This window comes from Ventrimonas sp. (assembly GCF_048380235.1).
Taxonomy (GTDB): Bacteria; Bacillota; Clostridia; order Lachnospirales; family Lachnospiraceae; genus Brotaphodocola.
In genome coordinates this window covers 36979-60882 of sequence record NZ_DBFCCJ010000041.1, presented here as the reverse complement: position 1 = coordinate 60882, position 23904 = coordinate 36979, and the positions used below count along the sequence as shown (strand labels likewise).

General features: G+C 47.7%; 36 protein-coding genes. 2 read left to right on the top strand and 34 right to left on the bottom strand.

Annotated features, from left to right (window positions below):
- Window positions 1-18 precede the first annotated feature (18 nt).
- From rpsD to thrC, 34 genes are all read right to left on the bottom strand, one after another.
- Window positions 19-612, bottom strand: a complete 594-nt coding sequence (gene rpsD / locus ACMP1L_RS07540) for a 30S ribosomal protein S4 (protein ID WP_118732881.1) — start codon at window positions 610-612, stop codon at window positions 19-21.
- 16 nt (window positions 613-628) lie between these two features.
- Window positions 629-1030 (bottom strand): 30S ribosomal protein S11, encoded by a 402-nt coding sequence (gene rpsK, locus ACMP1L_RS07535; protein ID WP_118533414.1) that lies wholly within the window; start codon window positions 1028-1030, stop codon window positions 629-631.
- A gap of 88 nt (window positions 1031-1118) precedes the next feature.
- A complete protein-coding gene (gene rpsM / locus ACMP1L_RS07530; protein ID WP_118533416.1) occupies window positions 1119-1487 on the bottom strand; it encodes a 30S ribosomal protein S13 in 369 nt (122 codons plus the stop codon).
- A 31-nt stretch (window positions 1488-1518) separates the two neighbouring features.
- Window positions 1519-1632, bottom strand: coding sequence for a 50S ribosomal protein L36 (rpmJ, locus tag ACMP1L_RS07525; RefSeq protein WP_003497809.1), 114 nt, complete (start codon window positions 1630-1632; stop codon window positions 1519-1521).
- A gap of 193 nt (window positions 1633-1825) precedes the next feature.
- A complete protein-coding gene (infA, locus tag ACMP1L_RS07520) occupies window positions 1826-2044 on the bottom strand; it encodes a translation initiation factor IF-1 (protein WP_021869270.1) in 219 nt (72 codons plus the stop codon).
- Between the two features lie 14 nt (window positions 2045-2058).
- Entirely contained in the window at window positions 2059-2310 is a 252-nt protein-coding gene (locus ACMP1L_RS07515; protein ID WP_118732880.1) for a KOW domain-containing RNA-binding protein, read from the bottom strand.
- A 12-nt stretch (window positions 2311-2322) separates the two neighbouring features.
- Window positions 2323-3072, bottom strand: a complete 750-nt coding sequence (map, locus tag ACMP1L_RS07510) for a type I methionyl aminopeptidase (protein ID WP_118732879.1) — start codon at window positions 3070-3072, stop codon at window positions 2323-2325.
- Window position 3073: 1 nt separating this feature from the next.
- Window positions 3074-3718: an adenylate kinase gene (locus ACMP1L_RS07505; protein ID WP_118732878.1), complete on the bottom strand. Its 645-nt coding sequence runs from the start codon at window positions 3716-3718 to the stop codon at window positions 3074-3076.
- 107 nt (window positions 3719-3825) lie between these two features.
- The gene (gene secY / locus ACMP1L_RS07500; protein ID WP_177303676.1) at window positions 3826-5145 is read right to left on the bottom strand and encodes a preprotein translocase subunit SecY; all 1320 of its coding nucleotides are present in this window, start codon (window positions 5143-5145) and stop codon (window positions 3826-3828) included.
- 1 nt (window position 5146) lies between these two features.
- Window positions 5147-5587, bottom strand: a complete 441-nt coding sequence (rplO, locus tag ACMP1L_RS07495) for a 50S ribosomal protein L15 (RefSeq protein ID WP_118533428.1) — start codon at window positions 5585-5587, stop codon at window positions 5147-5149.
- 26 nt (window positions 5588-5613) lie between these two features.
- Window positions 5614-5796, bottom strand: a complete 183-nt coding sequence (rpmD, locus tag ACMP1L_RS07490; RefSeq protein WP_118533430.1) for a 50S ribosomal protein L30 — start codon at window positions 5794-5796, stop codon at window positions 5614-5616.
- A 13-nt stretch (window positions 5797-5809) separates the two neighbouring features.
- Window positions 5810-6319, bottom strand: coding sequence for a 30S ribosomal protein S5 (gene rpsE / locus ACMP1L_RS07485; protein WP_118533432.1), 510 nt, complete (start codon window positions 6317-6319; stop codon window positions 5810-5812).
- A gap of 16 nt (window positions 6320-6335) precedes the next feature.
- Window positions 6336-6704 (bottom strand): 50S ribosomal protein L18, encoded by a 369-nt coding sequence (gene rplR / locus ACMP1L_RS07480; RefSeq protein ID WP_118533434.1) that lies wholly within the window; start codon window positions 6702-6704, stop codon window positions 6336-6338.
- A gap of 17 nt (window positions 6705-6721) precedes the next feature.
- Window positions 6722-7264, bottom strand: coding sequence for a 50S ribosomal protein L6 (rplF, locus tag ACMP1L_RS07475; RefSeq protein ID WP_118540162.1), 543 nt, complete (start codon window positions 7262-7264; stop codon window positions 6722-6724).
- Between the two features lie 93 nt (window positions 7265-7357).
- A complete protein-coding gene (gene rpsH / locus ACMP1L_RS07470) occupies window positions 7358-7759 on the bottom strand; it encodes a 30S ribosomal protein S8 (RefSeq protein WP_118533438.1) in 402 nt (133 codons plus the stop codon).
- A 264-nt stretch (window positions 7760-8023) separates the two neighbouring features.
- On the bottom strand, window positions 8024-8209 hold the full coding sequence (locus ACMP1L_RS07465) for a type Z 30S ribosomal protein S14 (protein WP_002566501.1): 186 nt from the start codon (window positions 8207-8209) through the stop codon (window positions 8024-8026).
- A 15-nt stretch (window positions 8210-8224) separates the two neighbouring features.
- Entirely contained in the window at window positions 8225-8764 is a 540-nt protein-coding gene (gene rplE / locus ACMP1L_RS07460; RefSeq protein WP_118533440.1) for a 50S ribosomal protein L5, read from the bottom strand.
- A 23-nt stretch (window positions 8765-8787) separates the two neighbouring features.
- Window positions 8788-9087, bottom strand: coding sequence for a 50S ribosomal protein L24 (rplX, locus tag ACMP1L_RS07455; RefSeq protein WP_118533442.1), 300 nt, complete (start codon window positions 9085-9087; stop codon window positions 8788-8790).
- 13 nt (window positions 9088-9100) lie between these two features.
- Window positions 9101-9469, bottom strand: coding sequence for a 50S ribosomal protein L14 (gene rplN / locus ACMP1L_RS07450; protein ID WP_118533444.1), 369 nt, complete (start codon window positions 9467-9469; stop codon window positions 9101-9103).
- Between the two features lie 24 nt (window positions 9470-9493).
- On the bottom strand, window positions 9494-9748 hold the full coding sequence (rpsQ, locus tag ACMP1L_RS07445; protein WP_373244534.1) for a 30S ribosomal protein S17: 255 nt from the start codon (window positions 9746-9748) through the stop codon (window positions 9494-9496).
- A 22-nt stretch (window positions 9749-9770) separates the two neighbouring features.
- The gene (gene rpmC / locus ACMP1L_RS07440) at window positions 9771-9977 is read right to left on the bottom strand and encodes a 50S ribosomal protein L29 (protein WP_118533447.1); all 207 of its coding nucleotides are present in this window, start codon (window positions 9975-9977) and stop codon (window positions 9771-9773) included.
- On the bottom strand, window positions 9967-10404 hold the full coding sequence (gene rplP, locus ACMP1L_RS07435; protein WP_118533449.1) for a 50S ribosomal protein L16: 438 nt from the start codon (window positions 10402-10404) through the stop codon (window positions 9967-9969). Before rplP ends, rpmC begins: the two co-directional genes overlap by 11 nt.
- Window positions 10404-11066 (bottom strand): 30S ribosomal protein S3, encoded by a 663-nt coding sequence (gene rpsC, locus ACMP1L_RS07430; RefSeq protein WP_118533451.1) that lies wholly within the window; start codon window positions 11064-11066, stop codon window positions 10404-10406. Before rpsC ends, rplP begins: the two co-directional genes overlap by 1 nt.
- A 12-nt stretch (window positions 11067-11078) precedes the next feature.
- Window positions 11079-11465 (bottom strand): 50S ribosomal protein L22, encoded by a 387-nt coding sequence (gene rplV, locus ACMP1L_RS07425; RefSeq protein WP_118533453.1) that lies wholly within the window; start codon window positions 11463-11465, stop codon window positions 11079-11081.
- Window positions 11466-11495: 30 nt separating this feature from the next.
- On the bottom strand, window positions 11496-11774 hold the full coding sequence (gene rpsS / locus ACMP1L_RS07420; RefSeq protein ID WP_006782235.1) for a 30S ribosomal protein S19: 279 nt from the start codon (window positions 11772-11774) through the stop codon (window positions 11496-11498).
- Window positions 11775-11795: 21 nt separating this feature from the next.
- On the bottom strand, window positions 11796-12641 hold the full coding sequence (rplB, locus tag ACMP1L_RS07415) for a 50S ribosomal protein L2 (RefSeq protein WP_118533455.1): 846 nt from the start codon (window positions 12639-12641) through the stop codon (window positions 11796-11798).
- 212 nt (window positions 12642-12853) lie between these two features.
- On the bottom strand, window positions 12854-13153 hold the full coding sequence (gene rplW, locus ACMP1L_RS07410) for a 50S ribosomal protein L23 (RefSeq protein WP_118533457.1): 300 nt from the start codon (window positions 13151-13153) through the stop codon (window positions 12854-12856).
- Complete coding sequence (rplD, locus tag ACMP1L_RS07405) at window positions 13153-13773, bottom strand: 50S ribosomal protein L4 (protein WP_118533459.1); 621 nt, start codon at window positions 13771-13773, stop codon at window positions 13153-13155. Before rplD ends, rplW begins: the two co-directional genes overlap by 1 nt.
- 28 nt (window positions 13774-13801) lie before the next feature.
- On the bottom strand, window positions 13802-14437 hold the full coding sequence (gene rplC, locus ACMP1L_RS07400; RefSeq protein ID WP_118732876.1) for a 50S ribosomal protein L3: 636 nt from the start codon (window positions 14435-14437) through the stop codon (window positions 13802-13804).
- A 51-nt stretch (window positions 14438-14488) separates the two neighbouring features.
- Window positions 14489-14806, bottom strand: a complete 318-nt coding sequence (gene rpsJ / locus ACMP1L_RS07395; RefSeq protein ID WP_118533463.1) for a 30S ribosomal protein S10 — start codon at window positions 14804-14806, stop codon at window positions 14489-14491.
- A 412-nt stretch (window positions 14807-15218) separates the two neighbouring features.
- The gene (locus ACMP1L_RS07390; protein ID WP_418452507.1) at window positions 15219-16583 is read right to left on the bottom strand and encodes a PspC-like choline-binding domain-containing protein; all 1365 of its coding nucleotides are present in this window, start codon (window positions 16581-16583) and stop codon (window positions 15219-15221) included.
- A 284-nt stretch (window positions 16584-16867) separates the two neighbouring features.
- Window positions 16868-18985, bottom strand: coding sequence for a glutamine synthetase III family protein (locus tag ACMP1L_RS07385; RefSeq protein WP_418452505.1), 2118 nt, complete (start codon window positions 18983-18985; stop codon window positions 16868-16870).
- Between the two features lie 227 nt (window positions 18986-19212).
- On the bottom strand, window positions 19213-20076 hold the full coding sequence (gene fba / locus ACMP1L_RS07380) for a class II fructose-1,6-bisphosphate aldolase (RefSeq protein ID WP_118533469.1): 864 nt from the start codon (window positions 20074-20076) through the stop codon (window positions 19213-19215).
- 116 nt (window positions 20077-20192) lie between these two features.
- On the bottom strand, window positions 20193-21680 hold the full coding sequence (thrC, locus tag ACMP1L_RS07375; RefSeq protein ID WP_118732874.1) for a threonine synthase: 1488 nt from the start codon (window positions 21678-21680) through the stop codon (window positions 20193-20195).
- Between the two features lie 202 nt (window positions 21681-21882).
- Here thrC and ACMP1L_RS07370 point away from each other — a divergent pair, with 202 nt between their 5' ends.
- Together ACMP1L_RS07370 and ACMP1L_RS07365 are read left to right on the top strand one after the other, a co-directional pair.
- Window positions 21883-22908 (top strand): putative ABC transporter permease, encoded by a 1026-nt coding sequence (locus tag ACMP1L_RS07370; protein ID WP_418452503.1) that lies wholly within the window; start codon window positions 21883-21885, stop codon window positions 22906-22908.
- Between the two features lie 56 nt (window positions 22909-22964).
- The gene (locus ACMP1L_RS07365; protein WP_418452502.1) at window positions 22965-23897 is read left to right on the top strand and encodes a LysR family transcriptional regulator; all 933 of its coding nucleotides are present in this window, start codon (window positions 22965-22967) and stop codon (window positions 23895-23897) included.
- The last annotated feature ends 7 nt before the right edge of the window (window positions 23898-23904 follow it).

The following is a 23904-nucleotide window of genomic DNA, read 5'->3' as shown; positions in this document are numbered from 1 at the left end:
GGAAATTGGTACTCTTAATTATTTGGAGTACAACTCGACGATAAGCATCTCGTTTACCGGAACATCAATCTCATCTCTGGACGGAAGCTCTTTTACGGTACCGCGCAGATTCTCCTGGTCAACATCCAGCCAAGCCGGAACCAGACGTCCTGCAGTTACCTCAAGAGCATCTTTGTATCTCTGAGAAGATTTAGCTTTCTCTTTTACTTCGATTACGTCACCAGCTTTTACCAGGTAGGACGGAATGTTTACACATTTGCCGTTTACGAGGATGTGCTTGTGATCTACCATCTGTCTGGTCTCGCGTCTGGTGCGGCCGAATCCCATACGGAATACAACGTTGTCCAGTCTGCGCTCCAGAAGGATCATCATGTTCTCACCAGTCTGGCCTTCCATCTTCTCAGCCTTGGTGTAGTAGTTACGGAACGGTTTCTCTAATACGCCATAGATGAATTTTGCTTTCTGCTTCTCACGTAACTGGAGACCATACTCACTTACTTTTCTGTTAGCTCTTTTTAATTCTCTGTTTGATTTTTTATCAATTCCTAAATAGATCGGATCTAAACCAAGAGATCTGCATCTTTTAAGAACAGGAACTCTATCTACTGCCACTTTTAGTACCTCCTAATTAGACTCTTCTACGTTTTGGCGGGCGACATCCGTTATGTGGAACCGGAGTTACGTCCTTAATGCTAGTTACTTCAATACCGCATGCGGAAAGCGCACGAATTGCTGCCTCACGGCCTGAACCAGGTCCTTTAACCATAACGTCTACAGATTTTAAACCATGTACTAAAGCTGCTTTAGCGGCAGTTTCTGCAGCCATCTGAGCTGCATATGGAGTAGATTTCCTTGAACCTCTAAATCCCAGACCACCGGCACTTGCCCAAGACAACGCGTTACCCTGTGCATCGGTTAAGGTAACGATGGTGTTGTTAAAAGAAGACTGGATATGTGCCTGTCCGCGTTCAACGTTTTTCTTTACGCGCTTTTTTGTCACTTTTTTTGCAGTGGACACTTTTTTAGCCATTTTAAACTAACCTACTTTCTTGAATTTCCGAATCCTGTTTCCTGTTTTTAAAACATGCAACGTGATTCTACATAATGTTACGAATTACTTATTTCTTCTTGTTTGCAACAGTCTTACGAGGACCTTTGCGGGTTCTTGCATTGGTTTTGGTCTTCTGACCACGAACCGGGAGACCTTTTCTATGACGGATTCCGCGATAGCAGCCAATCTCCTGCAGTCTCTTGATGTTCATAGCGATCTCTCTGCGAAGATCACCCTCAACAGTCTGAGTGTCAGCAATAACAGCTGCCAGCTTCTTCACTTCGTCATCGGTCAGATCCTTAACACGGGTGTCAGGATTAACGCCAGCCTCAGCAAGGATACGGTTTGCACTTGTTCTACCGATTCCGTAGATGTAAGTCAGACCGATTTCAACACGTTTTTCTCTTGGTAAATCAACACCTGAAATACGAGCCATTTGCGTCGTAACCTCCTATAACTTTTTGTTTTTAACCTTGTCTCTGTTTGTGCTTAGGATTTTCACAGATTACTCTGATACTGCCTTTGCGTTTGATGATTTTGCACTTTTCGCAAATCGGTTTTACTGATGATCTCACCTTCACGGCAATTCTCCTTTCTACAGTTGCATATATCTGTCCAGATATATTGGTACAGCCGGACTAATTTTAGACAAACTTCGCCCAGCATCTCAACAAAGTCGCCATGATATTATAACATTATGGTTTCTTTTATGCAAGTGTTTTTCAAAATATTTTTCCCTATTTTTTATTTATAAAAGCGAATGCTTCTATAACCTTATTTATCTCTCCAGATGATTCTGCCCTTGCTTAAATCATACGGAGACATCTCAAGGGTAACCTTGTCACCCGGCAGGATACGGATGTAGTTCATACGCAGCTTGCCGCTGATATGAGCCAGTACCTGATGGCCGTTCTCTAACTCTACCTGGAACATTGCGTTCGGCAGCTTCTCAACAACAGTTCCCTCAATTTCAATAACATCTGCTTTAGACATGTAATCAATTCCTCCTACATATAACCGTGGCTTTCCACCCAGGTTTTAAGCTCGCTTCGGATTTCTTCATCAGTGGGAAGCGCCGCAAAAAGCGGCGTCTTCCCTGCCTGAATATGTTTCTTGTTTTTCCGCTTCGGGTCATCCACCTTGCGGGTGGTTCCATTTGCCATGGTAATGTATTCCCCTTCATCGGATACTATGATAAAATACTGGTTTTTGTCATGTCCGGCGAGAGATCTCACCGGACAGTACAGCTCCATTTTCATCGCACACCGCCTTTACAGAGATAAGATCTCCGGCTCACCCTCCGTAATGAGGATGGTGTTCTCATAGTGAGCAGACAGACTGTGGTCTTTTGTGACCACCGTCCAGTCATCATCCATCCAGACTACATTCGGGGTTCCGATGTTGATCATAGGCTCAACGGCCAGTGTCATTCCAGGAACCAGTTTGATGCCCTTGCGCTTCTGTGCAAAGTTCGGCACCTCCGGCTCCTCATGCAGATGGGTTCCAATACCGTGGCCCACCAGATCGCGGACAACACCGTATCCGAAGCTTTCTGCATAAGCCTGGATTGCGGAAGAGATATCATTGAGATGATTGCCAGCTTTCGCGAACTTAATCCCCTCAAAGAAAGATTGTCTGGTAACATCGATAAGCTTCTGCGCTTCCGGACTGATGATGCCAACCGCATGGGTTCTGGCTGCATCAGAATGATATCCTTTGTAGATAACACCCGCATCCAAGCTGACGATATCGCCTTCCCTGATAATATGGTGCTTGTTCGGGATACCGTGTACCACTTCATCATTCACTGATACACAGATGGACGCAGGATAGCCATTGTAGTTCTTAAAGGAAGGCACACATCCGAACTCACGGATCAGCTTCTCGCCCAGTCGGTCAATGTCCAGTGTGGACATGCCCGGATGAATCGCCTTTCCCAGTTCCTCATGAACCTTTGCCAGAATTCTTCCGGCCTCCCGCATCAGTTCAATCTCTCTTGCGGATTTGATCGTTACTGACATATTACGCCTCCAGGACAGCTTCGATGTCCTCAAATACTTTGTTCAAATCCTGTGTTCCGTCTACAGACTTCAGGATTCCAGCCTTCTTATAATACTCGATCAGCGGCTGGGTCTGGTCATGATATACCGTCAGACGTTTCTTAACTGTCTCTGGCTTGTCATCGTCACGCAGTACCAGCTTCTGGCCGCATGCGTCACAGACACCTTCTACTCTGGTCGGATTGTAAACGATGTGGTAGGTAGCTCCGCAGGAGAGGCATGCTCTTCTGCCTGACATACGGTTGATAATGGACTCATCCGGTACATCAACATCAATTGCGAAATCCATCTTCTGTCCCAGCTTGTCAAGTGCTTCTGTCAGGCTCTCTGCCTGCGGAATGGTTCTCGGGAAACCGTCCAGCACATATCCGTTCTCGCAGTCAGCCTCTGCAATACGGTCTAACAGCATGCCGATGGTAACATCATCCGGAACAAGCTGTCCCTGATCCATGTAAGACTTCGCCTTCATACCCAGCTCTGTACCGCCCTTGATATTTGCACGGAAAATATCTCCGGTAGAGATATGCGGAATACCATATTTCGCTGCAATCTTCTTTGCCTGGGTGCCTTTGCCGGCGCCCGGAGCACCTAACATGATGATCTTCATCTGGTTAATCCTCCTCGCAGGGCGTCCCTCTATGACAGGACGCAATTTCCTGTTATACAAAAGAAGCTGCTGCACGCATATGGGCAGCAGCTTTCTCTTACGAACGCTTAATCATTTAAAAAGCCTTTGTAATTTCTAACGATCATCTGGGATTCAATAGCCTTGATGGTCTCCAGGATAACACTGACGATAATGATCAGGGAGGTACCCATGAAGGACAGACGGCTTACCGTGAATACTCCGGAAATGATGATCGGGATAACGCTGACAATGATCAGGCCAACTGCACCGATGAATACGATGTAATTTAAGATCTTGTCAAGATATTCGGAAGTCGGTTTACCTGGGCGGACACCCGGGATGAAACCGCCGGACTTCTTCATATTGTTTGCCACTTCCAGCGGATTGAAGGTGATGGATGTATAGAAATATGCGAAAAGCACGATCAATACAAGGTAAATCACCAGTCCCACAGAATATGCCGGCATCTCCGGTCTGAACCAGTAAGATGAGTTCAGGACCATCAGGATTTTACCGCCGATGGTGGTGTAATCCGGATGGAAAAACTGTGCGATCACAATCGGGAAGGACATGATGGAGGAAGCAAAGATTACCGGGATGACACCTGCGGTGTTCACCTTTAACGGAATGTGGGAAGCCTGGCCGCCCACTAACTTTCTGCCAACCATCTTTTTGGAATACTGGACCGGGATTCTGCGCTCACCATCCTGAAGGATGATTACGAACACAACCATGGCTGCGGTAACCGCAAGCATGATGAGCACGATCAGCACAGTTGATCCGATATTCTTGCTGTTGCTTAAGAATCTGGTGTACAGGGTGTTCACATCCTGTGGGAGAGAAGATACGATATTGAACAGCAGGACGATGGAAATACCATTGCCCACGCCCTTCTCAGTAATACGCTCACCGATCCACATCAGGAATGCGCTTCCTGCAGTCATGGTAGCGACTGCAATAACCACGCTCCATACATTGTAATTGATCAGAAGTCCCTGGCCGCCGAAACCGACTGCCATACCGATGGACTCGATCAGTGCAAGTGCAACCGTTAAGTAACGGGTGTACTCTGCGATCTTCTTACGGCCATCCTCGCCGTCACGCTGCATCTCTTCCAGTTTCGGAATTGCGATCGTGAGCAGCTGCATGATGATAGAAGATGTAATGTACGGGGTGATGCTCAATGCGAAAAGAGACATGGAGGAGAAAGATCCACCTGTCATCGCATTGAAAAATCCAAATGCATCAGTGGACTGATTCGCGAAGAAATTCGCGAAAAAGTCCGTCTTAACTCCAGGAATCGGCAGTTCAGATCCAAAACGGATGACCACCAGCATGAGGAAGGTGAAGATCAGTTTTGTTCTGATCTCCTTGATCTTCCATGCATTTCGGAGTGTCTTTAACATATTAGATCACCTCGCAGGTTCCACCTAAAGCTTCAATTTTAGCCTTCGCACCCTCACTGAATGCATCTGCCTTTACGGTCAGCTTTTTGGTCAGTTCTCCGTTACCCAGGATCTTGACGCCATCTCTCGGATTCTTAACGATTCCGCTCTCAAGAAGAGTCTCAACAGTAACAACTGCATCGTTCTCGAAGCACTCTAAAGCGCTTACATTGATACCAACGATAACTTTGGTGTTACGATTCTTGAAGCCTCTCTTCGGGAGACGTCTGTATAACGGCATCTGACCACCCTCGAAACCAGGTCTCGGTGCGCCAGAACGTGCTTTCTGACCCTTGTGGCCCTTACCAGCAGTTTTGCCGTTTCCGGAAGCGTGACCGCGTCCTCTTCTGAAATTATCACTATGTTTAGAACCAACAGCAGGCTGTAAATTGGATAAATCCATTGCACTGCACCTCCTTACTTCTATAATTAGATTTCTTCTACCTTAACTAAATGCTTTACGTGCCAGATCATACCTCTGACAGCCTCGTTATCCGGAAGTTCAACAGTCTTGTTGACTTTCTTCAGGCCCAGAGCCTCTACGGTAGCTTTCTGCTTCGGGATAGCACCGATCGGGGATTTGACTAACGTTACTTTTAACTTCTCTGCCATTTCATTACCCTCCTTAGCCTAAGATCTCTTCAACAGATTTGCCGCGAAGTCTTGCATACTCTTCCGGAGTCTTAAGCTGAGTCAGACCGTTGATCACTGCAAGAACAACGTTGGTCTTGTTGTTGGAGCCTAAAGACTTAGCACGGATGTTCTTGATACCAGCAAGCTCCAGTACGGAACGAGCCGGACCACCAGCGATGATACCAGTACCTTCCGGAGCCTTCTTTAACAGTACAGAAGAGCTGCCGAACTTGCAGATGTGGTCGTGCGGGATACTCTTGTTCTCGTCAACCGGAATCTCTACCAGGTTCTTCATAGCTGCTTCTCTTCCTTTGCGGATTGCCTCCGGAACCTCACCAGCCTTACCAAGACCTGCACCTACGTGACCATTGCCATCACCTACTACTACCAGAGCAGAGAATCTCATGGTACGTCCACCTTTTACGGTTTTGGATACACGCTTGATTGCTACTACGTTGTCATTTAATTCAAACTGACTTGGGTCAATAATTGTACGCTTCATGCCGTTCTCCTCTCTACTAGAATTTCAGACCAGCTTCACGAGCTGCGTCTGCGAGTGCCTGGATCTTACCCTGGTAAATGAAACCGCCTCTATCGAAAACGACTTCCTCGATACCCTTCTCCAGAGCTCTCTTAGCGATCAGAGTTCCAACATAAGTTGCTGCTGCAGTGTCATTGGTGTGCTCAAGCTCAGCCTTAACTGCCTTCTCATTGGTGGATGCTGCTACCAGAGTATTGCCGACTGAGTCGTCAATAATCTGAGCATACATATGATTATTACTTCTGAAAACAGCCAGACGCGGTCTCTCTGCAGTACCTGCAAAGCGATTACGTAATCTGGTATGCTTTTTAACGCGAATTTCGCTTCTTGATTTCTTACTAACCATCTTTGTACTCTCCTTAATTATTTCTTACCAGTCTTACCAACTTTACGTCTGATAGTCTCATCAGCATACTTGATACCCTTGCCCTTATACGGCTCAGGTCTTCTCTTGTCTCTGATCTCTGCAGCGTACTGGCCAACTTTCTCTTTATCGATACCTTTAACCGTGATCTTATTCTGACCGTCCAGAACAGTCTCAAGACCTTCCGGATCTTCCATCTCTACCGGATGGGAATAGCCCAGGTTAAGGGTTAATTTCTTGCCCTGCTTAGATGCTCTGTAACCTACACCGTTTACTTCCAGAACTTTCTCGTAGCCAGCGGTAACACCAACCACCATGTTATTGATCAGGGTTCTGGTCAGACCGTGTAAAGATTTCATCTTCTTTAAGTCATTCGGTCTGGTTACAACAATATGTCCATCTTCTTCCTTGATGTCCATCTCTACCGGTAACTCTCTCTCAAGGGTTCCCTTAGGACCTTTTACAGTCACTTTATTATTCTCTGCAATCGTTACAGTTACGCCTGCCGGGATTGCGATTGGCATTCTTCCGATACGTGACATGCCATTTACCTCCTACTTAAATTTTCGGAAAACGCTCTGTGCGTTTTCTGTTTTCAGTTACATAATATATAGAAGTAGCTTCGCGGCAACGAATTACCAAACGAATGCTAATACCTCTCCGCCTACGCCCAGACGACGTGCTTCCTTATCGGTGATAACGCCCTGGTTGGTAGAAATGATTGCGATTCCCAGACCGCCAAGTACTCTCGGGAGATCCTCTTTGTTTGCGTATACACGCAGACCCGGTTTGGAAATTCTCTTGATGCCGCTGATGATCTTCTCATTCTTATCTGCACCATACTTTAAGGTGATGTGGATAGTCTTGAATGCGCCGTCCTCAACGATATCGTATTTCTGAATGTAACCCTCTTTTACCAGGATGTCTGCAATAGCAAGCTTCATCTTGGAAGACGGTACGTCAACAGTGTCATGTTTAGCAGTGTTTGCGTTACGGATTCTTGTAAGCATATCTGCGATCGGATCACTCATAGTCATGATGGATAATTCCTCCTTAATATTGTTAGTTGGTTTCCTTTTTGTTGGACCTCACTCCTTCGAAACTTACGAAGCCGCAGGGGCTCATAAGTTTCGGGAGGGACATCTGCTGATTTGCTTGAACTGTAATTTCTCACAGTCAGCAGCATCGCTCAACTAAGCGCGTGCGGCGCCTTGCGGCTTGCACTTGCTAAGGTTCGCGATGGGCCTCGCACTAAGCTTGTCCGTCGCCTTGCGGCTCGGACTCGCTAAGTTGCTTTCGGCCTACCAGCTTGCCTTCTTTACGCCCGGGATCTGGCCCTTATATGCCAGCTCACGGAAGCAGATACGGCAGATACCGTATTTTCTTAAATATGCATGCGGACGTCCACAGATTCTGCAACGATTGTACTCTCTGGTGGAGAACTTCGCCGGACGCTGCTGCTTAATCTTCATTGAAGTCTTAGCCATGGATCTTTCCTCCTGTTATTTTGCAAATGGCATATTGAATAATGTCAAAAGTTCACGAGCTTCTTCATCAGTCTTGGCAGTGGTAACGAAGATGATATCCATACCTCTTACCTTGTCAACTTTATCGTATTCAATCTCAGGGAAGATCAACTGCTCTTTGATACCCAGAGCGTAGTTACCTCTGCCATCAAATGCGTTCGGGTTAACACCGCGGAAGTCACGTACACGCGGCAGAGCCAGGTTGATCAGACGATCAACGAACTCGTACATCTTCTCACCACGAAGGGTAACCTTACAACCGATCGGCATACCTTCTCTGATTTTGAAGTTTGCAACGGACTTTTTAGCCTTGGTGGTAACTGCCTTCTGTCCGGTGATCAGCTCTAAATCTCTAACTGCAGAATCCAGAACCTTAGCATTGTCTTTTGCCTCACCAACGCCCATGTTGATAACGATCTTATCAAGCTTCGGGACTTCCATGATGTTCTTGTAACCAAATTTCTTAATCAGTGCGTCAACCATCTCGCTCTGATACTGTTCTTTTAATCTAGCCAACTCTCTGTTCCTCCTCTCTGCAATTAGTCGATAACTTTACCGGTTGCCTTTGCAACGCGGACTTTCTTACCATCTTTTACTTCAAAGCCAACACGGGTAGCTTTGCCATCAACAACCAGCATAACGTTGGAAATATCCATAGCTGCTTCCTGATTTACGATGCCGCCCTGCGGGTTAGCAGCGTTCGGTTTGGAGTGCTTGGTAACCATGTTGCAGCCCTCAACCAGAACTTTACCGCCCTTAACGCTCAGGACTTTACCGGTTTTGTCTTTATCTTTACCTGCGATAACCTTTACCAGGTCGTCTTTTTTAATTTTCTGCACAGCCAATACCTCCTTACAGTACTTCCGGAGCCAGAGATACGATCTTCATGAACTGTTTCTCACGTAATTCTCTTGCTACCGGTCCAAAGATACGGGTTCCTCTTGGGGTCTTGTCATCTTTGATAATAACTGCTGCGTTCTCATCGAACTTGATATAAGAACCGTCTTTTCTGCGTGCGCCCTTAACGGAACGAACTACAACGGCCTTCACAACATCGCCTTTCTTTACAACGCCGCCTGGTGTTGCATCTTTAACGGAAGCGACGATTACATCACCAATGTTAGCATATCTTCTTGTAGAGCCACCCATAACACGGATGCAAAGTAACTCTTTTGCGCCGGTGTTATCAGCAACCTTCAGTCTGGTTTCCTGCTGAATCATGCCTGATACTCCTTCCTGGATAACTTATTTAGCCTTCTCGATAATCTCAACCAGTCTCCATCTCTTGTCCTTGGACAGCGGTCTGGTTTCCATAACTTTAACGGTATCACCCTTGCCGCACTCGTTGTTCTCGTCATGAGCTTTTAACTTAACGGTCTTTTTTACGATCTTGCCGTATAAAGGATGTTTGATGTGGTCCTCGATTGCTACAACGATGGTCTTGTCCATCTTGTCGCTTACGACTTTACCTACGCGGGTTTTTCTTAAATTTCTTTCCACGGTCATGTTCTCCTTTCAAACCTTAAGCCAGTTTAGATTTCTCTGTAATAACAGTCTGAATTCTAGCGATATTCTTGCGAACCTCTTTGATTCTGCTGGTATTATCTAACTGGTTGGTTGCATTCTGGAATCTTAAGTTGAAAAGTTCTTTCTTTGCAGCTACTAATTCTTCCTGTAACTCAGCCGCTGATTTTGCCTTTAAGCCTTCTACGAATTTATTAGTTTTCACTGTTATCACCGCCTTCTAAATCTGCTTTAGCAGCAATCTTACATTTGCATGGTAACTTGTGCATAGCAAGACGTAATGCCTCACGCGCGGTTTCCTCCGGAACGCCAGCGATCTCGAACATTACTCTGCCCGGTTTAACAACTGCTACCCAGTACTCCAGAGCGCCTTTACCGGAACCCATTCGAGTCTCAGCCGGCTTAGCAGTTACAGGTTTGTCCGGGAAAATCTTGATCCAGACTTTACCACCACGTTTGATGTAACGGGTCATGGCAACACGGGCTGCCTCGATCTGATTGGACTTGATCCAGCACGGCTCAGTAGCCACCAGACCGAACTCACCGTAGTTAATTTTATTTCCTCTTAAAGCCTTACCGGTCATAGTTCCACGGAACTGTTTGCGGCGCTTTACTCTCTTAGGCATTAACATTATTTATCGCTCCCTTCCTTGTTTCCTCTAGTAGGAAGTACCTCGCCTTTGTAGATCCAAACCTTAACGCCAAGCTTGCCGTAGGTGGTATCTGCCTCAGCGAAACCATAGTCAATATCTGCTCTTAATGTCTGTAACGGAATGGTGCCCTCGCTGTAGAACTCGGTACGAGCGATATCAGCACCGCCAAGACGTCCGCCAACAGCGGTCTTGATTCCCTTAACGCCAGCCTTCATGGAACGACCCATGGTAGACTTCATAGCACGACGGAAGGAAACACGGTTTTCCAGCTGCTGTGCAATGTTCTCAGCTACTAACTGAGCATCGCGGTCCGGTCTCTTGATTTCTTTAATGTCGATAAATACTTTTTTGTCGGTCAGCTTCTGAACCTCAGCTCTGAGCTTCTCGATCTCTGCGCCGCCTTTACCGATTACTACGCCCGGTTTAGCGGTGAAGATGATGATTTTTACTCTGTCGGATGCAGATGCTCTCTCGATCTCGATTTTGGAAACACCAGCGCTATACAGTTTTTTCTTGAGGAATTTACGGATGTTGTAATCCTCTACCAGGCAATCAGCGAAGTTGCCTTCTGCATACCACTTGGAATCCCAGTCTTTAATAACACCGACTCTTAAGCCGTGCGGATTAACTTTCTGTCCCATAATTGCCTCCTCTTATCTCTCATTCAGCACAACAGTGATGTGGCTCATTCTCTTCTCGATTCTGTAAGCTCTGCCCTGTGCTCTCGGTTTTACTCTCTTCATGGTCGGTCCCTTGTTAGCGAAGCACTCCTCCACGTAAAGTTTAGCCGGATCCATGTTGTTGTTGTTCTCTGCATTAGCAATTGCAGATTCCAGTAATTTTTTAATTAAAGAAGAAGCATATCTTGGGTTGTAAGTTACAATACCAAGTGCGGTCTGTACATCTTTGCCTCTGATGGCATCTAATACGAAGCAAGCCTTCTGAACGGAAACACGTGCGTAAGATAACTTTGCGCTCGGTCTGGTGTCCTTCTGGGCATTTCTCTCTCTCTTAATCTGACTTCTATGTCCTTTAGCCATTGCTAATTAACCTCCTTTCAATCCTGACGATTATCGCTTGGATTTCTTCTCGTCTTTTCCATGTCCTCTGTAAGTTCTGGTAGCTACGAACTCACCCAGTTTGTGGCCAACCATATCCTCGGTAACATATACCGGAACATGCTTTCTGCCGTCGTGAACTGCGATTGTATGTCCAACCATCTGCGGGAAGATTGTAGAACGGCGGGACCAGGTCTTGATTACCTGATGCTGTCCTGCTGCGTTCATTGCATCAACTTTTTTCAGTAAGTGTGCATCTGCAAATGGTCCTTTTTTTAATGAACGTGCCATAGGTTTTGTATCCTCCTTGAATTATTTAATGGTCTTGCCGTCGCGTCTTCTTACAATCAGCTTATTAGACTGCTTGTTTTTCTTTCTGGTCTTCAGACCCAGAGCAGGCTTGCCCCACGGAGTAGAAGGACCCGGACGACCGATACCAGTCTTACCTTCACCACCACCGTGCGGATGGTCATTCGGGTTCATAACGGAACCGCGAACTGTAGGACGGATACCCATATGACGTTTTCTACCAGCCTTACCGAGGTTGATCAGATTGTGCTCGCCGTTACCTACAACACCGATGGTTGCGCGGCATACGATCGGAACCATTCTCATCTCGCCAGAAGGAAGTCTTAAGGTTGCATATTTGCCTTCTTTTGCCATAAGCTGAGCAGCGTTACCAGCGGAACGAACCAGCTGACCACCCTTGCCCGGATACAGCTCAATATTATGAATCTGCGCACCAACCGGAATGTTTGCCAGCGGTAAGCAGTTACCAACTTTAGCCTCTGCAGTCTCGCCGCTCATAACCTTCATGCCATCGGTTAAACCAGCCGGAGCCAGGATATAAGCCTTCTCGCCGTCTGCGTAGCAGATCAGTGCGATGTTTGCAGTTCTGTTCGGATCGTACTCGATACCGATAACGGTTGCCGGGATACCATCCTTGCTGTTTCTCTTGAAATCGATGATTCTGTATTTTCTTCTGGAACCGCCACCACGATGTCTAACGGTAATCTTACCCTGGTTGTTACGGCCAGCATTCTTCTTTAAAGAAGTAACCAGAGACTTCTCCGGAGTGGACTTGGTGATCTCACTGAAGTCAGATCCGGTCATATGTCTTCTGGAAGGTGTATATGGGTTGTATGTTTTAATTCCCATGACTTGAACTCCTTTCAATTCCGTACACGGTCGTGCGTTATCAACGCACTCGCGTGTATCTCTTTATCACGGCGCAGTATATTTTTTTCACTAGTCACCGTATAGTTTCATTAATTCTCATCGCTCAACTAAACTCAGCTTCGCTTCGTTAAGGTTCGCGATGGGCTTTCTCACTAAACTCGCGCTCTGTGCGCTCGTTAAGTGTTCAATGCCTACAGACCTGCAAATACCTCGATCTCTTTGCTGTCCTCAGTTAACTGAACGATAGCCTTCTTGGTTGCAGCGGTCTTGCCGAAGGTCATACCACGTCTCTTGTTCTTGCCTTCGCTGTTCATGGTGTTTACACTCTTAACTTTGGTTCCCGGGAACATCTTCTCAACAGCCTCTTTGATCATGGACTTGTTCGCATCGGTGTGAACCAGGAAAGTGTATTTCTTCTCGCTCATTGCGTTCATGCTCTTCTCGGTTACAACCGGTTTCAGAATGACGTCATAGTACTGAACGTTAGCCATTATGCGTACACCTCCTCGATATTTGCAACAGCAGCCTTGGTAGCTACTACGGTGTTGTATTTCAGAATGTCATATACGTTGATGGTATTGACATAAGCGGTCTTTACAGACTGGATGTTCTTAGCGGACTTAACAACGTTGTCGCTGTTCTCGTCAACTACTACCAGAGCCTTGTTAACCTTTAAGTTATTCAGGACGTTCTGGAATTTTTTGGTCTTGATTTCATCAAGCTTCAGCTCGTCAACAACGATGAACTTGTTTTCAAGCACTCTGCTGGTCAGTGCAGACTTCAGAGCTGCTCTCTTCTCTTTCTTGTTGAGTCTGATTGTATAATCTCTCGGAGTCGGAGCGAATACGATACCGCCGCCGGTCCACTGCGGAGCTCTGGTTGAACCCTGACGTGCATGTCCGGTTCCTTTCTGTCTCCACGGTTTTCTGCCGCCACCAGATACCTCAGAACGGGTTTTTGCTTTCTGAGTACCCTGACGATTGTTAGCAAGCTGTGCAACGACTGCCATGTGTACTAAGTGCTCGTTAACCTCAACACCGAATACAGCATCGTTTAAATCCATCTTGCCTACTTCATTACCTTCCATATTGTAAACAGATACGTTTGCCATCTGTGTGTTCCTCCTTTCTCGTCAAAGCTTACTTGGAAGCTTTCACTGTTTCTTTGATCGTTACTAAAGATTTCTTCGGTCCCGGAACAGCGCCCTTAACCAGAAGCAGATTGTTCTCAACGTCTACGCGGACAATCTCAAGGTTCTGAATGGTAACCTGCTTGGAACCCATATGTCCCGGCATGCCTTTACCCTTGAATACCTTGCTCGGATCAGAACAAGCACCGTTGGAACCCTGATGACGATGGAATTTAGAACCATGAGCCATAGGTCCTCTGTGCTGGCCGTGTCTCTTGATCGCGCCCTGGAAACCTTTACCTTTGGAAACAGCGGTTGCATCCACCTTATCGCCGTTAGCGAAGATGTCAGCTTTGATCTCGTCCTTTACAGAATACTCTTCTGCGTTCTCGAAACGGAACTCGCGGACGAATCTCTTGTAGGAAACACCTGCCTTGTCGAAGTGTCCCTTAACCGGTTTGCTAACCAGTTTGTCTCTCTTGTCTACAAAACCAACCTGAACTGCTTTGTAGCCATCGTTCTCAACGGTCTTAACCTGGGTTACTACACACGGGCCAGCCTGAAGAACGGTTACCGGAACTAACACGCCATCTTCGTTGAAGATCTGAGTCATTCCGACTTTGGTAGCTAAGATAGCTTTCTTCATTTCAATTTCCTCCTTACAGCGGATTACCTTTTACGGCAATCATACTAAAGCTTATTTCTGTTTCATTTTGATGTCGATATAAACACCAGCCGGCATTTCCAGTTTGCTTAATGCATCAACTGTCTTCTGGCTCGGAGTGGTGATATCGATAAGTCTTTTGTGAGTTCTCTGCTCGAACTGCTCTCTGGAATCTTTGTACTTGTGTACCGCTCTCAGAATAGTTACTACCTCTTTCTTGGTCGGTAACGGTACCGGTCCGCTCACCTGAGCCCCTGTCTTCTTTACGGTCTCGATGATTTTTCCAGCAGACTGATCAACTAACTGATGATCATAAGCTTTTAATGTGATTCTCATTACTTGACTTGCCATAAAAAAAGTCGCCTCCTTTTCGCACTTTTGTTTGAAGTACGACAAGCGGTGACTGTACACATCTCCGTGTGTGTCGCGCGGACTACACACTGCGTTACTGCAATTACTCTTTACTACAGCTGTTAAATTGGTACAGTGACTTGTCGTCAGTTTCCTAACTTGACATTCGCTCCACGGAAAACCTGCCATTTTGGCAGCAACCTCGCGCTTCATTGCTATCATGTCACAGCCTTTGTATGATATCATAGTCTTTCCAAAAAAGCAAGTATTTTATCTATTATTTTAATGTTTTTATTCTCATGCAATTTTCCGTGCATTGGCCAGAGCTGTGTTTCTTCTATATATAATACAACAAAGAGGCCGATACAGCTTTTCCCTGTATCAGCCTCTGTTTCTGTAATGGTATTCTGCTTTATTCGTTATCCCATTCCGGTTCTTCCGGGCTGCGGTAGCTTCCGCCGTCTACGCTCTCGTCATCTTCTTTAGTCAGGACCCCGCTGCTGTTGGTTTTGTATTTTACGCCATTGCTGTCCTTGACCGTAGTGTTCTTGGCAATCTTGCCGGAAGTGTTCACTACATAGTTCTTATAGCTGTTTCCGTTCGGAACGGAGAAGACTTCGTATTTGCTGCCGGAATCTGCCTTCTGCAGTTTACCCATATAATACAGATAATTGTCATACACTCCGGTATAGCCTTTTCCGGTAGAGTTGAAATAATACGGCCAGGAAACTCCTCCCTCCGTGATATTGTACTTGCCTGTCAGCATACTGCTCTGCGGATAATTGCCAAAGTAATAGGCGGTATACTCACTGCTGTTGGTATACACCTTCTGAACGCCATATACAGGAGTTCCATATTCATTGAACAAATGTGTATATCCGTTGATGCGCTTTAAATCACTGGTTTTCGCACTGCCCTTTGCCGGTCCCACTTCCGGAACACCCTTGGAATTGAAATAAAACCACTCGACGTCATGATCATAATGCCCCGCCAGATATTCCGGCGGCTCGGCAGAATACCAGCCGGTGCGGACTTTTCCCTCGGCATCTACCAGGCGGTAATCCTCAATGTTGTCGGATTCATCGCCGGTGACGCAGACCCAGCCGGTCTGAACAGCACCGTCCTCGCGCAGGCAATAATAGGTTCCGTTGATCTTTTTCTGTTTGATATTGGTTCCGTTCTCGCTTGGAACCGTTTTCTTTCCGTTGGTTCCGAAATAGTACCAGTACTGACCATCACTGGCAGTTTCAAACGGACCGGTGTGCTTGTCCTCATCCTGATATTCCTCCGGCGGGGTCAGCTTCTTCCATCCGGTCACCATAACGCCCACATCGTCGCAGTAATACATGTCATCCAGAATCCAGCCCGTCTCCATGGCGCCGGTATCTCCGAAATAATAATACTTACCATCGATCTGCACCCATTTTTCTTTCGAGCACTTGCCGTTATTTCCGAAATAATACCAGTCATACCCGCTGGTTTTCCGGCTGTTTGCCACCTGAAGCCATTTATTGGTGATCATGATACCGCTGGCATCTACATAGTAATCATCGTTATCGACCCATTTGTTGGTTGCCATGGCTCCGCTGCTTTCCAGATAACGCCAGGTTCCATCCTGTGCCTGACGCCACGCATTGGTTACCTTGCTTCCATTGTTATTATAGTATACCCAGTTGCTGCCTTCCTGTGACCAGCCGGCCGCAAACGCCGTAATCCCCATCGCGCCAAGGCTCATGACTGCTGCCAGGGCAAACATTGCCAAACCCTTTTTCTTCATATATAAAAGCTCCTTCGTATCGTTGCACCGCCGTTTCTTCTTTTTTGCAGCCAGTCTGCCTGCGCAGATGCCTGCTTTCCCCGGGCGGTCTCTTATACGTTTCATTTTAACAATAACGGCATAAATATTCAACCAATTCGCGCAAATAGATTCTTACGATTTCCTATCGGCCGGAAGGTCCGATTCAAAAAGCTTTCCCGCTGTATTCTTACCCGTAATTACAAAGCAGGCCTCCGCCAAACAGCGAAAGCCTGCCCTGATTTTTTTCTAATATGATTGGAACTTTATACCTCGAAGATCAGATCGCCGTAGCTCGGAAGCGGCCACAGGTCTTTGTCTACGATCATTTCAAGCTTGTCTGCCGGTGTGCGGAGCGCTGCCATAGCCGGAACCACCTTTTCGTGGTAAACGTGTGCCTGAGTCTCAGCACCGTCAACGCCTGCTGCCTCTTCCGTAATATCGATCAGGGCTGCCAGAGCAACCTTCATATCAGACAGAAGAGCAGAGGTCTCTGTCAGCAGTTCAGCCTGTACGCTGGTATCTGCCTCCGGGCATGCAGCCTTGACTGCACCAAGAGAACCTGCCAACTGAGTGGTGTACTTGATCACAGCCGGGATGATCTGCTTGCTCGCCATATCGATCATGGTTCTTGCCTCGATGTTGATCATCTTGCCATATGCCTCATACTCAACCTCGGCACGAGACTCCAGCTCTGCCTTGGTAAATACGCCAAAGGACTCGTACAGCTTCACAGCCTTGTCGGTGGTAAGAGCCGGAATAGCCTCTACCATGGAGCGGATATTCGGAAGACCGCGTCTTTCTGCCTCTTCCACCCATGCATCAGAGTAACCGTTGCCGTTGAAGATGATGCGCTTGTGATCGCGAAGCAGTTTCTTGATCATGTCATGAACTGCGGTATCGAAATCGTCTGCCTTTTCCAGCTCATCTGCTGCTTCCTTGAATGCCTCTGCAACGATGGTGTTCAGGACTACGTTTGCCGGAGCAATGGAATCGGAAGAGCCTACCATACGGAACTCAAACTTGTTTCCGGTGAAAGCAAACGGTGAAGTACGGTTACGATCGGTTGCGTCTTTATCCAGATCCGGAAGGGTTGCAACGCCAGTCTTTAAGGTACCGCCGCTCTTAGAGTGAGTTGCCTCACCAGTGCTGCACAACTGATCGATCACATCCTCAAGCTGCTCGCCCAGAAATACGGAAATGATTGCCGGCGGTGCCTCGTTCGCACCCAGACGGTGATCGTTTCCGATGTCGGCTGCGGATTCACGAAGCAGGTCTGCGTGGGTATCGACTGCCTTTAAGATGCAGGCCAGAACAAGAAGAAACTGGATGTTCTCGTGCGGGGTATCGCCCGGGTTTAACAGGTTCACACCATCATCAGAGGTAAGAGACCAGTTATTGTGCTTACCGGAACCGTTCACACCTGCAAATGGCTTCTCATGAAGCAGGCAGGTAAGGCCCTGACGTCCGGCAACTTTCTTTAAGGTTTCCATAACCATCTGGTTGTGGTCAACTGCCAGGTTTGCCTGGTCGTAAATTGGAGCCAGCTCATGCTGTGCCGGTGCTACCTCGTTGTGCTGGGTCTTAGCGGTAACACCAAGCTTCCAGAGCTCCTCGTTGACTGCCTTCATGTAAGCACCGATGCGCTCACGGATTGCACCGAAGTAATGGTCGTCCAGCTCCTGGCCCTTTGGAGGCATGGCACCGAACAGGGTGCGGCCGGTGTAGATCAGATCTTTTCTCTGTAAATACTTCTGACGGTCTACGATGAAGTACTCCTGCTCCGGTCCAACAGACGGGCAGACACGCTTTGCGGTGGTGTTGCCGAAGAGTCTTAAAATTCTTAAGGACTGCTCGTCAATGGCCTGCATAGAACGAAGAAGCGGGGTCTTCTGATCCAGTGCCTCACCAGTGTAGGAGCAGAACGCGGTCGGAATGCAAAGAGTCACGCCGCAGGCATCTTCTCTTAAAAAGGCCGGGGAGGTACAGTCCCATGCGGTATAGCCTCTTGCCTCGAAGGTAGCACGCAGGCCGCCTGACGGGAAGGAGGATGCATCCGGCTCGCCCTTGATGAGCTCCTTGCCAGAGAATTCCATGATGACCTTTCCCTCCGCATCCGGTGCGGAAATGAAGGAATCATGCTTCTCTGCGGTTACGCCGGTCAGCGGCTGGAACCAATGGGTATAGTGGGTTGCTCCTCTCTCAATAGCCCAGTCCTTCATTGCATGTGCAACTACATCTGCAATGGACGGATCCAGCTCAGCACCATCTTCGATGGTCTTTTTCATTTTTTTGAAAACGCTCTTTGGTAAGCGCTCTTTCATAACGGTTTCGTTGAAGACGTTCTTGCCAAAAATCTCAGCTACATTTACGATTTCGCTCATAGACTTTTTCCTTCCTCTCACTTAGAATTGCCGTTCCCGGTCTCCTCACCCTGCCCTAAATTATTTTTATGTATACTTAATTTTCTTAAGCTGGGTATCTGGTTAAAAAAAATGGTGCTCTTCCCATGTGGAAGAACACCATCGTTCCCTAATTAAAATAAACCATCAGGTTGGAAAAAGCAAGTGTTTTTTTGCATTTTCCCGTATTTTTTTCAAAGCACTGATTTTCAGGCTTTTCCAACGGAACCGAACAGCTCCATTTTCTCTTTTACAGTTGCCTTGATAGCCTCTGCGCCCGGTGCGAGCAGCTTACGCGGATCGAAGCCCTTGCCCTCTAAATCCTTGCCTGCCTCGACATACTTACGGGTAGCGTCTGCAAAGGAAAGCTGACACTCGGTATTTACGTTGATCTTTGCCACACCAAGATCGATCGCTTTTTTGATCATGTCAGCCGGGATACCGGTACCGCCATGAAGAACTAACGGCAGGTCGCCCACCTTCTCCTTGACTGCTGCCAGAGTCTCAAAGCTTAAGCCCTGCCAGTTTGCCGGATATTTGCCGTGGATGTTGCCGATGCCTGCTGCCAGGAAGTCTACGCCCAGGTCTGCGATCATCTTGCACTCGTTCGGATCTGCGCACTCGCCCATACCGATCACACCGTCTTCCTCGCCGCCGATGGAACCAACCTCAGCCTCGATGGAAAGACCCATAGCGTGAGCAACCTTTACTAACTCTTTTGTCTTCTCTACATTTTCTTCAATGGCATAGTGAGAACCATCGAACATGATGGAGGAGAATCCTGCCTTAATGCACTTGTAGCAGCCATCGTAGGTGCCGTGGTCTAAGTGCAGTGCTACCGGAACGGTAATGTTCATTTCCTCGATCATGGCCTTTACCATAGCGGAAACCGTCTTAAATCCGGTCATGTACTTTCCTGCGCCCTCAGATACACCCAGGATGACCGGGGAGTTTAACTCCTGTGCGGTTGCCAGGATAGCCTTGGTCCACTCCAGGTTATTGATGTTGAACTGACCTACTGCATAGTGGCCTTCTACTGCCTTTTTCAGCATTTCTGTTGCAGATACTAACATGTTCAAAACCTCCGTTTTTCTATAGTTTTCCGCGCAGCCTGTCCCAAATTCAGGCCGGGGGGCATAACTGTCTTTATTATATTACAAAAACAGTTTTTTGTGAAGCAGATAACGAATTATAAGCCCAGAATCTCTGCCACAGTCTTTTCCATGTCGGCTGCGTCGCACTCTCTGTTGTGACGGATCTCTGCGTTGCGGATTTCCTCCACTGCGCGCGGGATGGCTACGCCGGATGCCTTGCACAAAGCATCGATGGACGCAAACTCATCTGTCTTTGCCTCCTTGCCGGTCACTGCCGCCATAACGCTGTGGGAGAACTTGTACGGACTTGCGGTAGACGCAATAACCGTTGGGGTCTTGTCTCCGGTCTCTGCCACATATTTTTTATATACGCAGGAAGCCACACCGGTATGTGTATCAATGATATATCCGGTCTCATCAGCCAGGTGTCTGATACCTGCGGCATTCTCTGCCTCGGTTGCATAACCGCCCACAAAATCCTTCATGAAGGCTTTCATGGAATCCGTAACCGTATAAGCGCCCTTGGTGCTTAAATCTTCCATCAGCTGCCTGTTGGCTGCTGCATCACAGCCGGTGCTTAAGTAGATCAGGCGCTCTAAGTTGCTGGAGATGAGGATATCCATGGACGGGGAATTGGTCAGGATAAACTCTCTCTTGCGATCGTAAGTACCGGTCTTGAAAAAGTCATACAGGACTTTATTGTCGTTAGATGCACAGATGAGGGTTTTGATCGGCACGCCCATCTGTTTTGCCAGGTATGCAGCCAGGATATTGCCGAAGTTTCCGGTCGGAACAGTCACATTGATAAGATCACCGTTCTGGATTTCTCCGTTCTGCACCAGCTTGGCGTAAGCATAAACATAGTAAACCACCTGCGGAACCAGACGGCCGATGTTGATGGAGTTTGCAGAGGAAAGCTGGAAGCCCTTTGCAGCCAGCTTTGCAGCAAACTCTTTGTCACCAAAGATCTTCTTTACGCCGGTCTGCGCATCATCGAAGTTGCCGTGAATGGAAACAACGGCGGTATTGGCTCCTTTCTGGGTCACCATCTGCAGCTCCTGAACCTTGCTGACGCCGCCCTTCGGATAGAAGACAATGATGCGGGTTCCCGGTACATCCGCGAAACCTGCCATAGCTGCCTTTCCGGTATCTCCGGAGGTTGCAGTCAGAATGACAATTTCATTCTCTACATGATTCTTCTTTGCAGAGGTAGTCATCAGATACGGAAGAATGGACAGTGCCATATCTTTGAACGCAATGGTGCTTCCGTGGAAGAGTTCCAGATAATAGGCACCGTCTGCCTTGACAAGCGGAGCAATCTCCTCCGTGTCAAACTTGCTGTCGTAAGCGTGATCGATGCAATAGCGCAGTTCTTCCTCGGTGAAATCTGTTAAGAACTGTTTCATAACACGGTAAGCAGTTTCCTGGTAACTCATGCCTGCCAGCTCTTCCATCGTTACATCCAGTTTCGGGATTGAAGTCGGCATAAACAGGCCGCCGTCATCAGCCAATCCTTTTAAGATTGCCTGAGATGCAGTCAGTCCGCTCTCTCCGCCTCTTGTGCTCTGATATGTTAAATTCATAGCTCTCTTTCCTTTCTCCCATTTCAGAATACATTTTTGTGCAGCTGCACATGTAACTATATTTTTGTTGATTGTAGCACAGACCAATATCCTTTGTCCATGCTTTCTTTTGCAAACAAAAGCCTCTGAAGGCATATTGAAGGTTTTTTCCGGATATGCTAAACTAAGATAAGTTGTTGATTCGCAAAAGAGGATTTCGATCATGTACACATACGCCTGGTATCACTGGCTTACTTTCTTCTATATATATTGCTTCTTCGGCTGGATTTTTGAATCCACCTATGTTTCCTTAAAGCAGCACCATTTTGTCAACCGCGGCTTTCTGAGGCTTCCCATGCTGCCTCTGTATGGCACCGGAGCCGTCATGATGCTGTGGGTATCCCTTCCGGTCAAGGACAATCTCCTTCTGGTCTACTGCTCCGGTGTGGTGGCAGCCACCCTGCTGGAATATGTAACCGGCTATATTATGGAGCGTCTGTTCAAGGTCCGTTACTGGGATTACAGCAGTCAGAAGTTCAATCTTCATGGTTACATCTGCCTGACCTCTTCCATTGCCTGGGGCTTCTTAACCATCTTTATGACCGAGATCATCCACAGGCCCATTGAACGTTTTGTTCTGAATCTTCCGCCGTCACTGGAATGGTGCCTGCTTGGGATCGTGAGCGGATGCTTTGTCATGGATACCATCCAGTCCACCAGAGAGGCTCTCAGCCTGGCAAAGACTCTGGAATCTGTTTCTAAGCTGCGTGCTGACCTGGAAGAAATGCAGGTACAGCTTGCTCTCCTGAAGGCCGAGACCGAACAAAATATCGAAAACGCGAAGGAGGAGCTGCGCGCGGCCGTGGCCGAAAATGTAGAAGCACACAAAGAGATGGTATCCGCACGCAGGGAGGCTCTGGAAGAAGCTGTTGCTGCACGCAGGGAAGAACTGGCCGAGGCTGTCGAAGCTCATAAGGAAGCTGTTGCCGTACGAAGGGAAGAGCTGTCTGAGGCTGTCGAAGCCCATAAGGAAGCTGTTGCCACACGCAGGGAAGAGCTGGCCGAGGCTGCCGCTGCACGCAGGGAGACTCTGGCGGCACGTATCAGCACGCTGAACGAGAAGATGGCAGACACAACCCGCCTCTTAAACAATAAAAAATCAATACTCCGCCCGTCCATCCTGCGACGTAATCCAACTGCTGTATCCCGGCGTTTTGCCAATGCCTGGAAGGAGCTTTTTAAAGAATAATTGTGACTGTGAAGGTACTGAACAGTTACGAATAATTCCATGCCGGAGGCACTTTTATGGATTTAAAACAGATTGAATACATTGTAAAAATTGATGATGAACACAGCATCACCCGCGCGGCGGAAAAGCTGTTCGTAACCCAGTCCGCCTTAAACCAGCAGCTTCTGCGGCTGGAGAAGGAGCTTGGGGCACCGCTTTTTCACCGCAGCAAGATAGATATGCGCCCCACCGAGATCGGACAGGTTTATCTGGACAATGCCCGGGAAATCCTGCGGATCAAGCAGCGCACCTACAACCTCATAAATGACATGACAGATGCCAAGAAGGGCCGCCTTTCCATTGGCTTCACGCCGGGCCGCGGCAGTGAGATGTTTACCCACGTTTACCCCGCATTTCACCAGGCTTATCCGAATGTTGTCGTTGAGCCTCATGAGCTTAGCGTACACCGCCAGCAGCAGATGATCACCCAGGGCAACCTGGACATCGGATTTCAGACACTCTCGGAGCGGCAGCGCAACGACAGCGAATACATAAAGCTTGGCGAAGAGGAGATTTTTCTTCTGGTGCCCAGCATTCATCCCGCTGTGGAGGAACTGACGGCTGCACAGGCAGCAGCTGATCAGCAGGGTCAGCTGACCGGGCCTTACCCCACCGTCAGCCTCGCCCGCTTCCAGTATGAGCCCTTCGTCCTGATGTACAAGGAGTCCACTATCCGGGCCATCACCGATGAGATTTTCCGAAAATCCGGTTTTACCCCAAATGTTCTTTTTGAAACTGCCAGCAACAATACTGTACTCTCCATGATCGAGGCAAACCTCTGCTGCGGCGTAGTTCCTGAACACTATGTACGCAGGCTGCCAAAGGGAATCAGCTGTTTCTCATTTGCATCCCATCCGTCCTGGGACATTGTAGCCAACTACCGCAAAAACGGATACTTAAGCGAAGCCGCTAAATACTTTATTGAACTGGTCCGCGCCTTCTGGGCCTGACAACATC

Bases quoted from the DNA above. Each gene is read 5' to 3' on its own strand.
- rpsK (WP_118533414.1), bottom strand. From the start codon at position 1,030: ATGGCTAAAAAAGTGTCCACTGCAAAAAAAGTGACAAAAAAGCGCGTA.
- rpsM (WP_118533416.1), bottom strand. From the start codon at position 1,487: ATGGCTCGTATTTCAGGTGTTGATTTACCAAGAGAAAAACGTGTTGAA.
- infA (WP_021869270.1), bottom strand. From the start codon at position 2,044: ATGTCTAAAGCAGATGTTATTGAAATTGAGGGAACTGTTGTTGAGAAG.
- ACMP1L_RS07515 (WP_118732880.1), bottom strand. From the start codon at position 2,310: ATGAAAATGGAGCTGTACTGTCCGGTGAGATCTCTCGCCGGACATGAC.
- map (WP_118732879.1), bottom strand. From the start codon at position 3,072: ATGTCAGTAACGATCAAATCCGCAAGAGAGATTGAACTGATGCGGGAG.
- ACMP1L_RS07505 (WP_118732878.1), bottom strand. From the start codon at position 3,718: ATGAAGATCATCATGTTAGGTGCTCCGGGCGCCGGCAAAGGCACCCAG.
- secY (WP_177303676.1), bottom strand. From the start codon at position 5,145: ATGTTAAAGACACTCCGAAATGCATGGAAGATCAAGGAGATCAGAACA.
- rplO (WP_118533428.1), bottom strand. From the start codon at position 5,587: ATGGATTTATCCAATTTACAGCCTGCTGTTGGTTCTAAACATAGTGAT.
- rpmD (WP_118533430.1), bottom strand. From the start codon at position 5,796: ATGGCAGAGAAGTTAAAAGTAACGTTAGTCAAATCCCCGATCGGTGCT.
- rpsE (WP_118533432.1), bottom strand. From the start codon at position 6,319: ATGAAGCGTACAATTATTGACCCAAGTCAGTTTGAATTAAATGACAAC.
- rplR (WP_118533434.1), bottom strand. From the start codon at position 6,704: ATGGTTAGTAAGAAATCAAGAAGCGAAATTCGCGTTAAAAAGCATACC.
- rplF (WP_118540162.1), bottom strand. From the start codon at position 7,264: ATGTCACGTATCGGAAGAATGCCAATCGCAATCCCGGCAGGCGTAACT.
- rpsH (WP_118533438.1), bottom strand. From the start codon at position 7,759: ATGACTATGAGTGATCCGATCGCAGATATGCTTACAAGAATCCGTAAC.
- ACMP1L_RS07465 (WP_002566501.1), bottom strand. From the start codon at position 8,209: ATGGCTAAGACTTCAATGAAGATTAAGCAGCAGCGTCCGGCGAAGTTC.
- rplN (WP_118533444.1), bottom strand. From the start codon at position 9,469: ATGATTCAGCAGGAAACCAGACTGAAGGTTGCTGATAACACCGGCGCA.
- rplP (WP_118533449.1), bottom strand. From the start codon at position 10,404: ATGTTAATGCCTAAGAGAGTAAAGCGCCGCAAACAGTTCCGTGGAACT.
- rpsC (WP_118533451.1), bottom strand. From the start codon at position 11,066: ATGGGACAGAAAGTTAATCCGCACGGCTTAAGAGTCGGTGTTATTAAA.
- rplV (WP_118533453.1), bottom strand. From the start codon at position 11,465: ATGGCTAAAGGACATAGAAGTCAGATTAAGAGAGAGAGAAATGCCCAG.
- rpsS (WP_006782235.1), bottom strand. From the start codon at position 11,774: ATGGCACGTTCATTAAAAAAAGGACCATTTGCAGATGCACACTTACTG.
- rplB (WP_118533455.1), bottom strand. From the start codon at position 12,641: ATGGGAATTAAAACATACAACCCATATACACCTTCCAGAAGACATATG.
- rplW (WP_118533457.1), bottom strand. From the start codon at position 13,153: ATGGCTAACGTTCAGTACTATGACGTCATTCTGAAACCGGTTGTAACC.
- rplD (WP_118533459.1), bottom strand. From the start codon at position 13,773: ATGGCAAACGTATCTGTTTACAATATGGAAGGTAATGAAGTAGGCAAG.
- rplC (WP_118732876.1), bottom strand. From the start codon at position 14,437: ATGAAGAAAGCTATCTTAGCTACCAAAGTCGGAATGACTCAGATCTTC.
- rpsJ (WP_118533463.1), bottom strand. From the start codon at position 14,806: ATGGCAAGTCAAGTAATGAGAATCACATTAAAAGCTTATGATCATCAG.
- ACMP1L_RS07390 (WP_418452507.1), bottom strand. From the start codon at position 16,583: ATGAAGAAAAAGGGTTTGGCAATGTTTGCCCTGGCAGCAGTCATGAGC.
- ACMP1L_RS07385 (WP_418452505.1), bottom strand. From the start codon at position 18,985: ATGAGCGAAATCGTAAATGTAGCTGAGATTTTTGGCAAGAACGTCTTC.
- fba (WP_118533469.1), bottom strand. From the start codon at position 20,076: ATGTTAGTATCTGCAACAGAAATGCTGAAAAAGGCAGTAGAAGGCCAC.
- thrC (WP_118732874.1), bottom strand. From the start codon at position 21,680: ATGAATTTAACATATCAGAGCACAAGAGGCGGAGAGAGCGGACTGACT.
- ACMP1L_RS07370 (WP_418452503.1), top strand. From the start codon at position 21,883: ATGTACACATACGCCTGGTATCACTGGCTTACTTTCTTCTATATATAT.
- ACMP1L_RS07365 (WP_418452502.1), top strand. From the start codon at position 22,965: ATGGATTTAAAACAGATTGAATACATTGTAAAAATTGATGATGAACAC.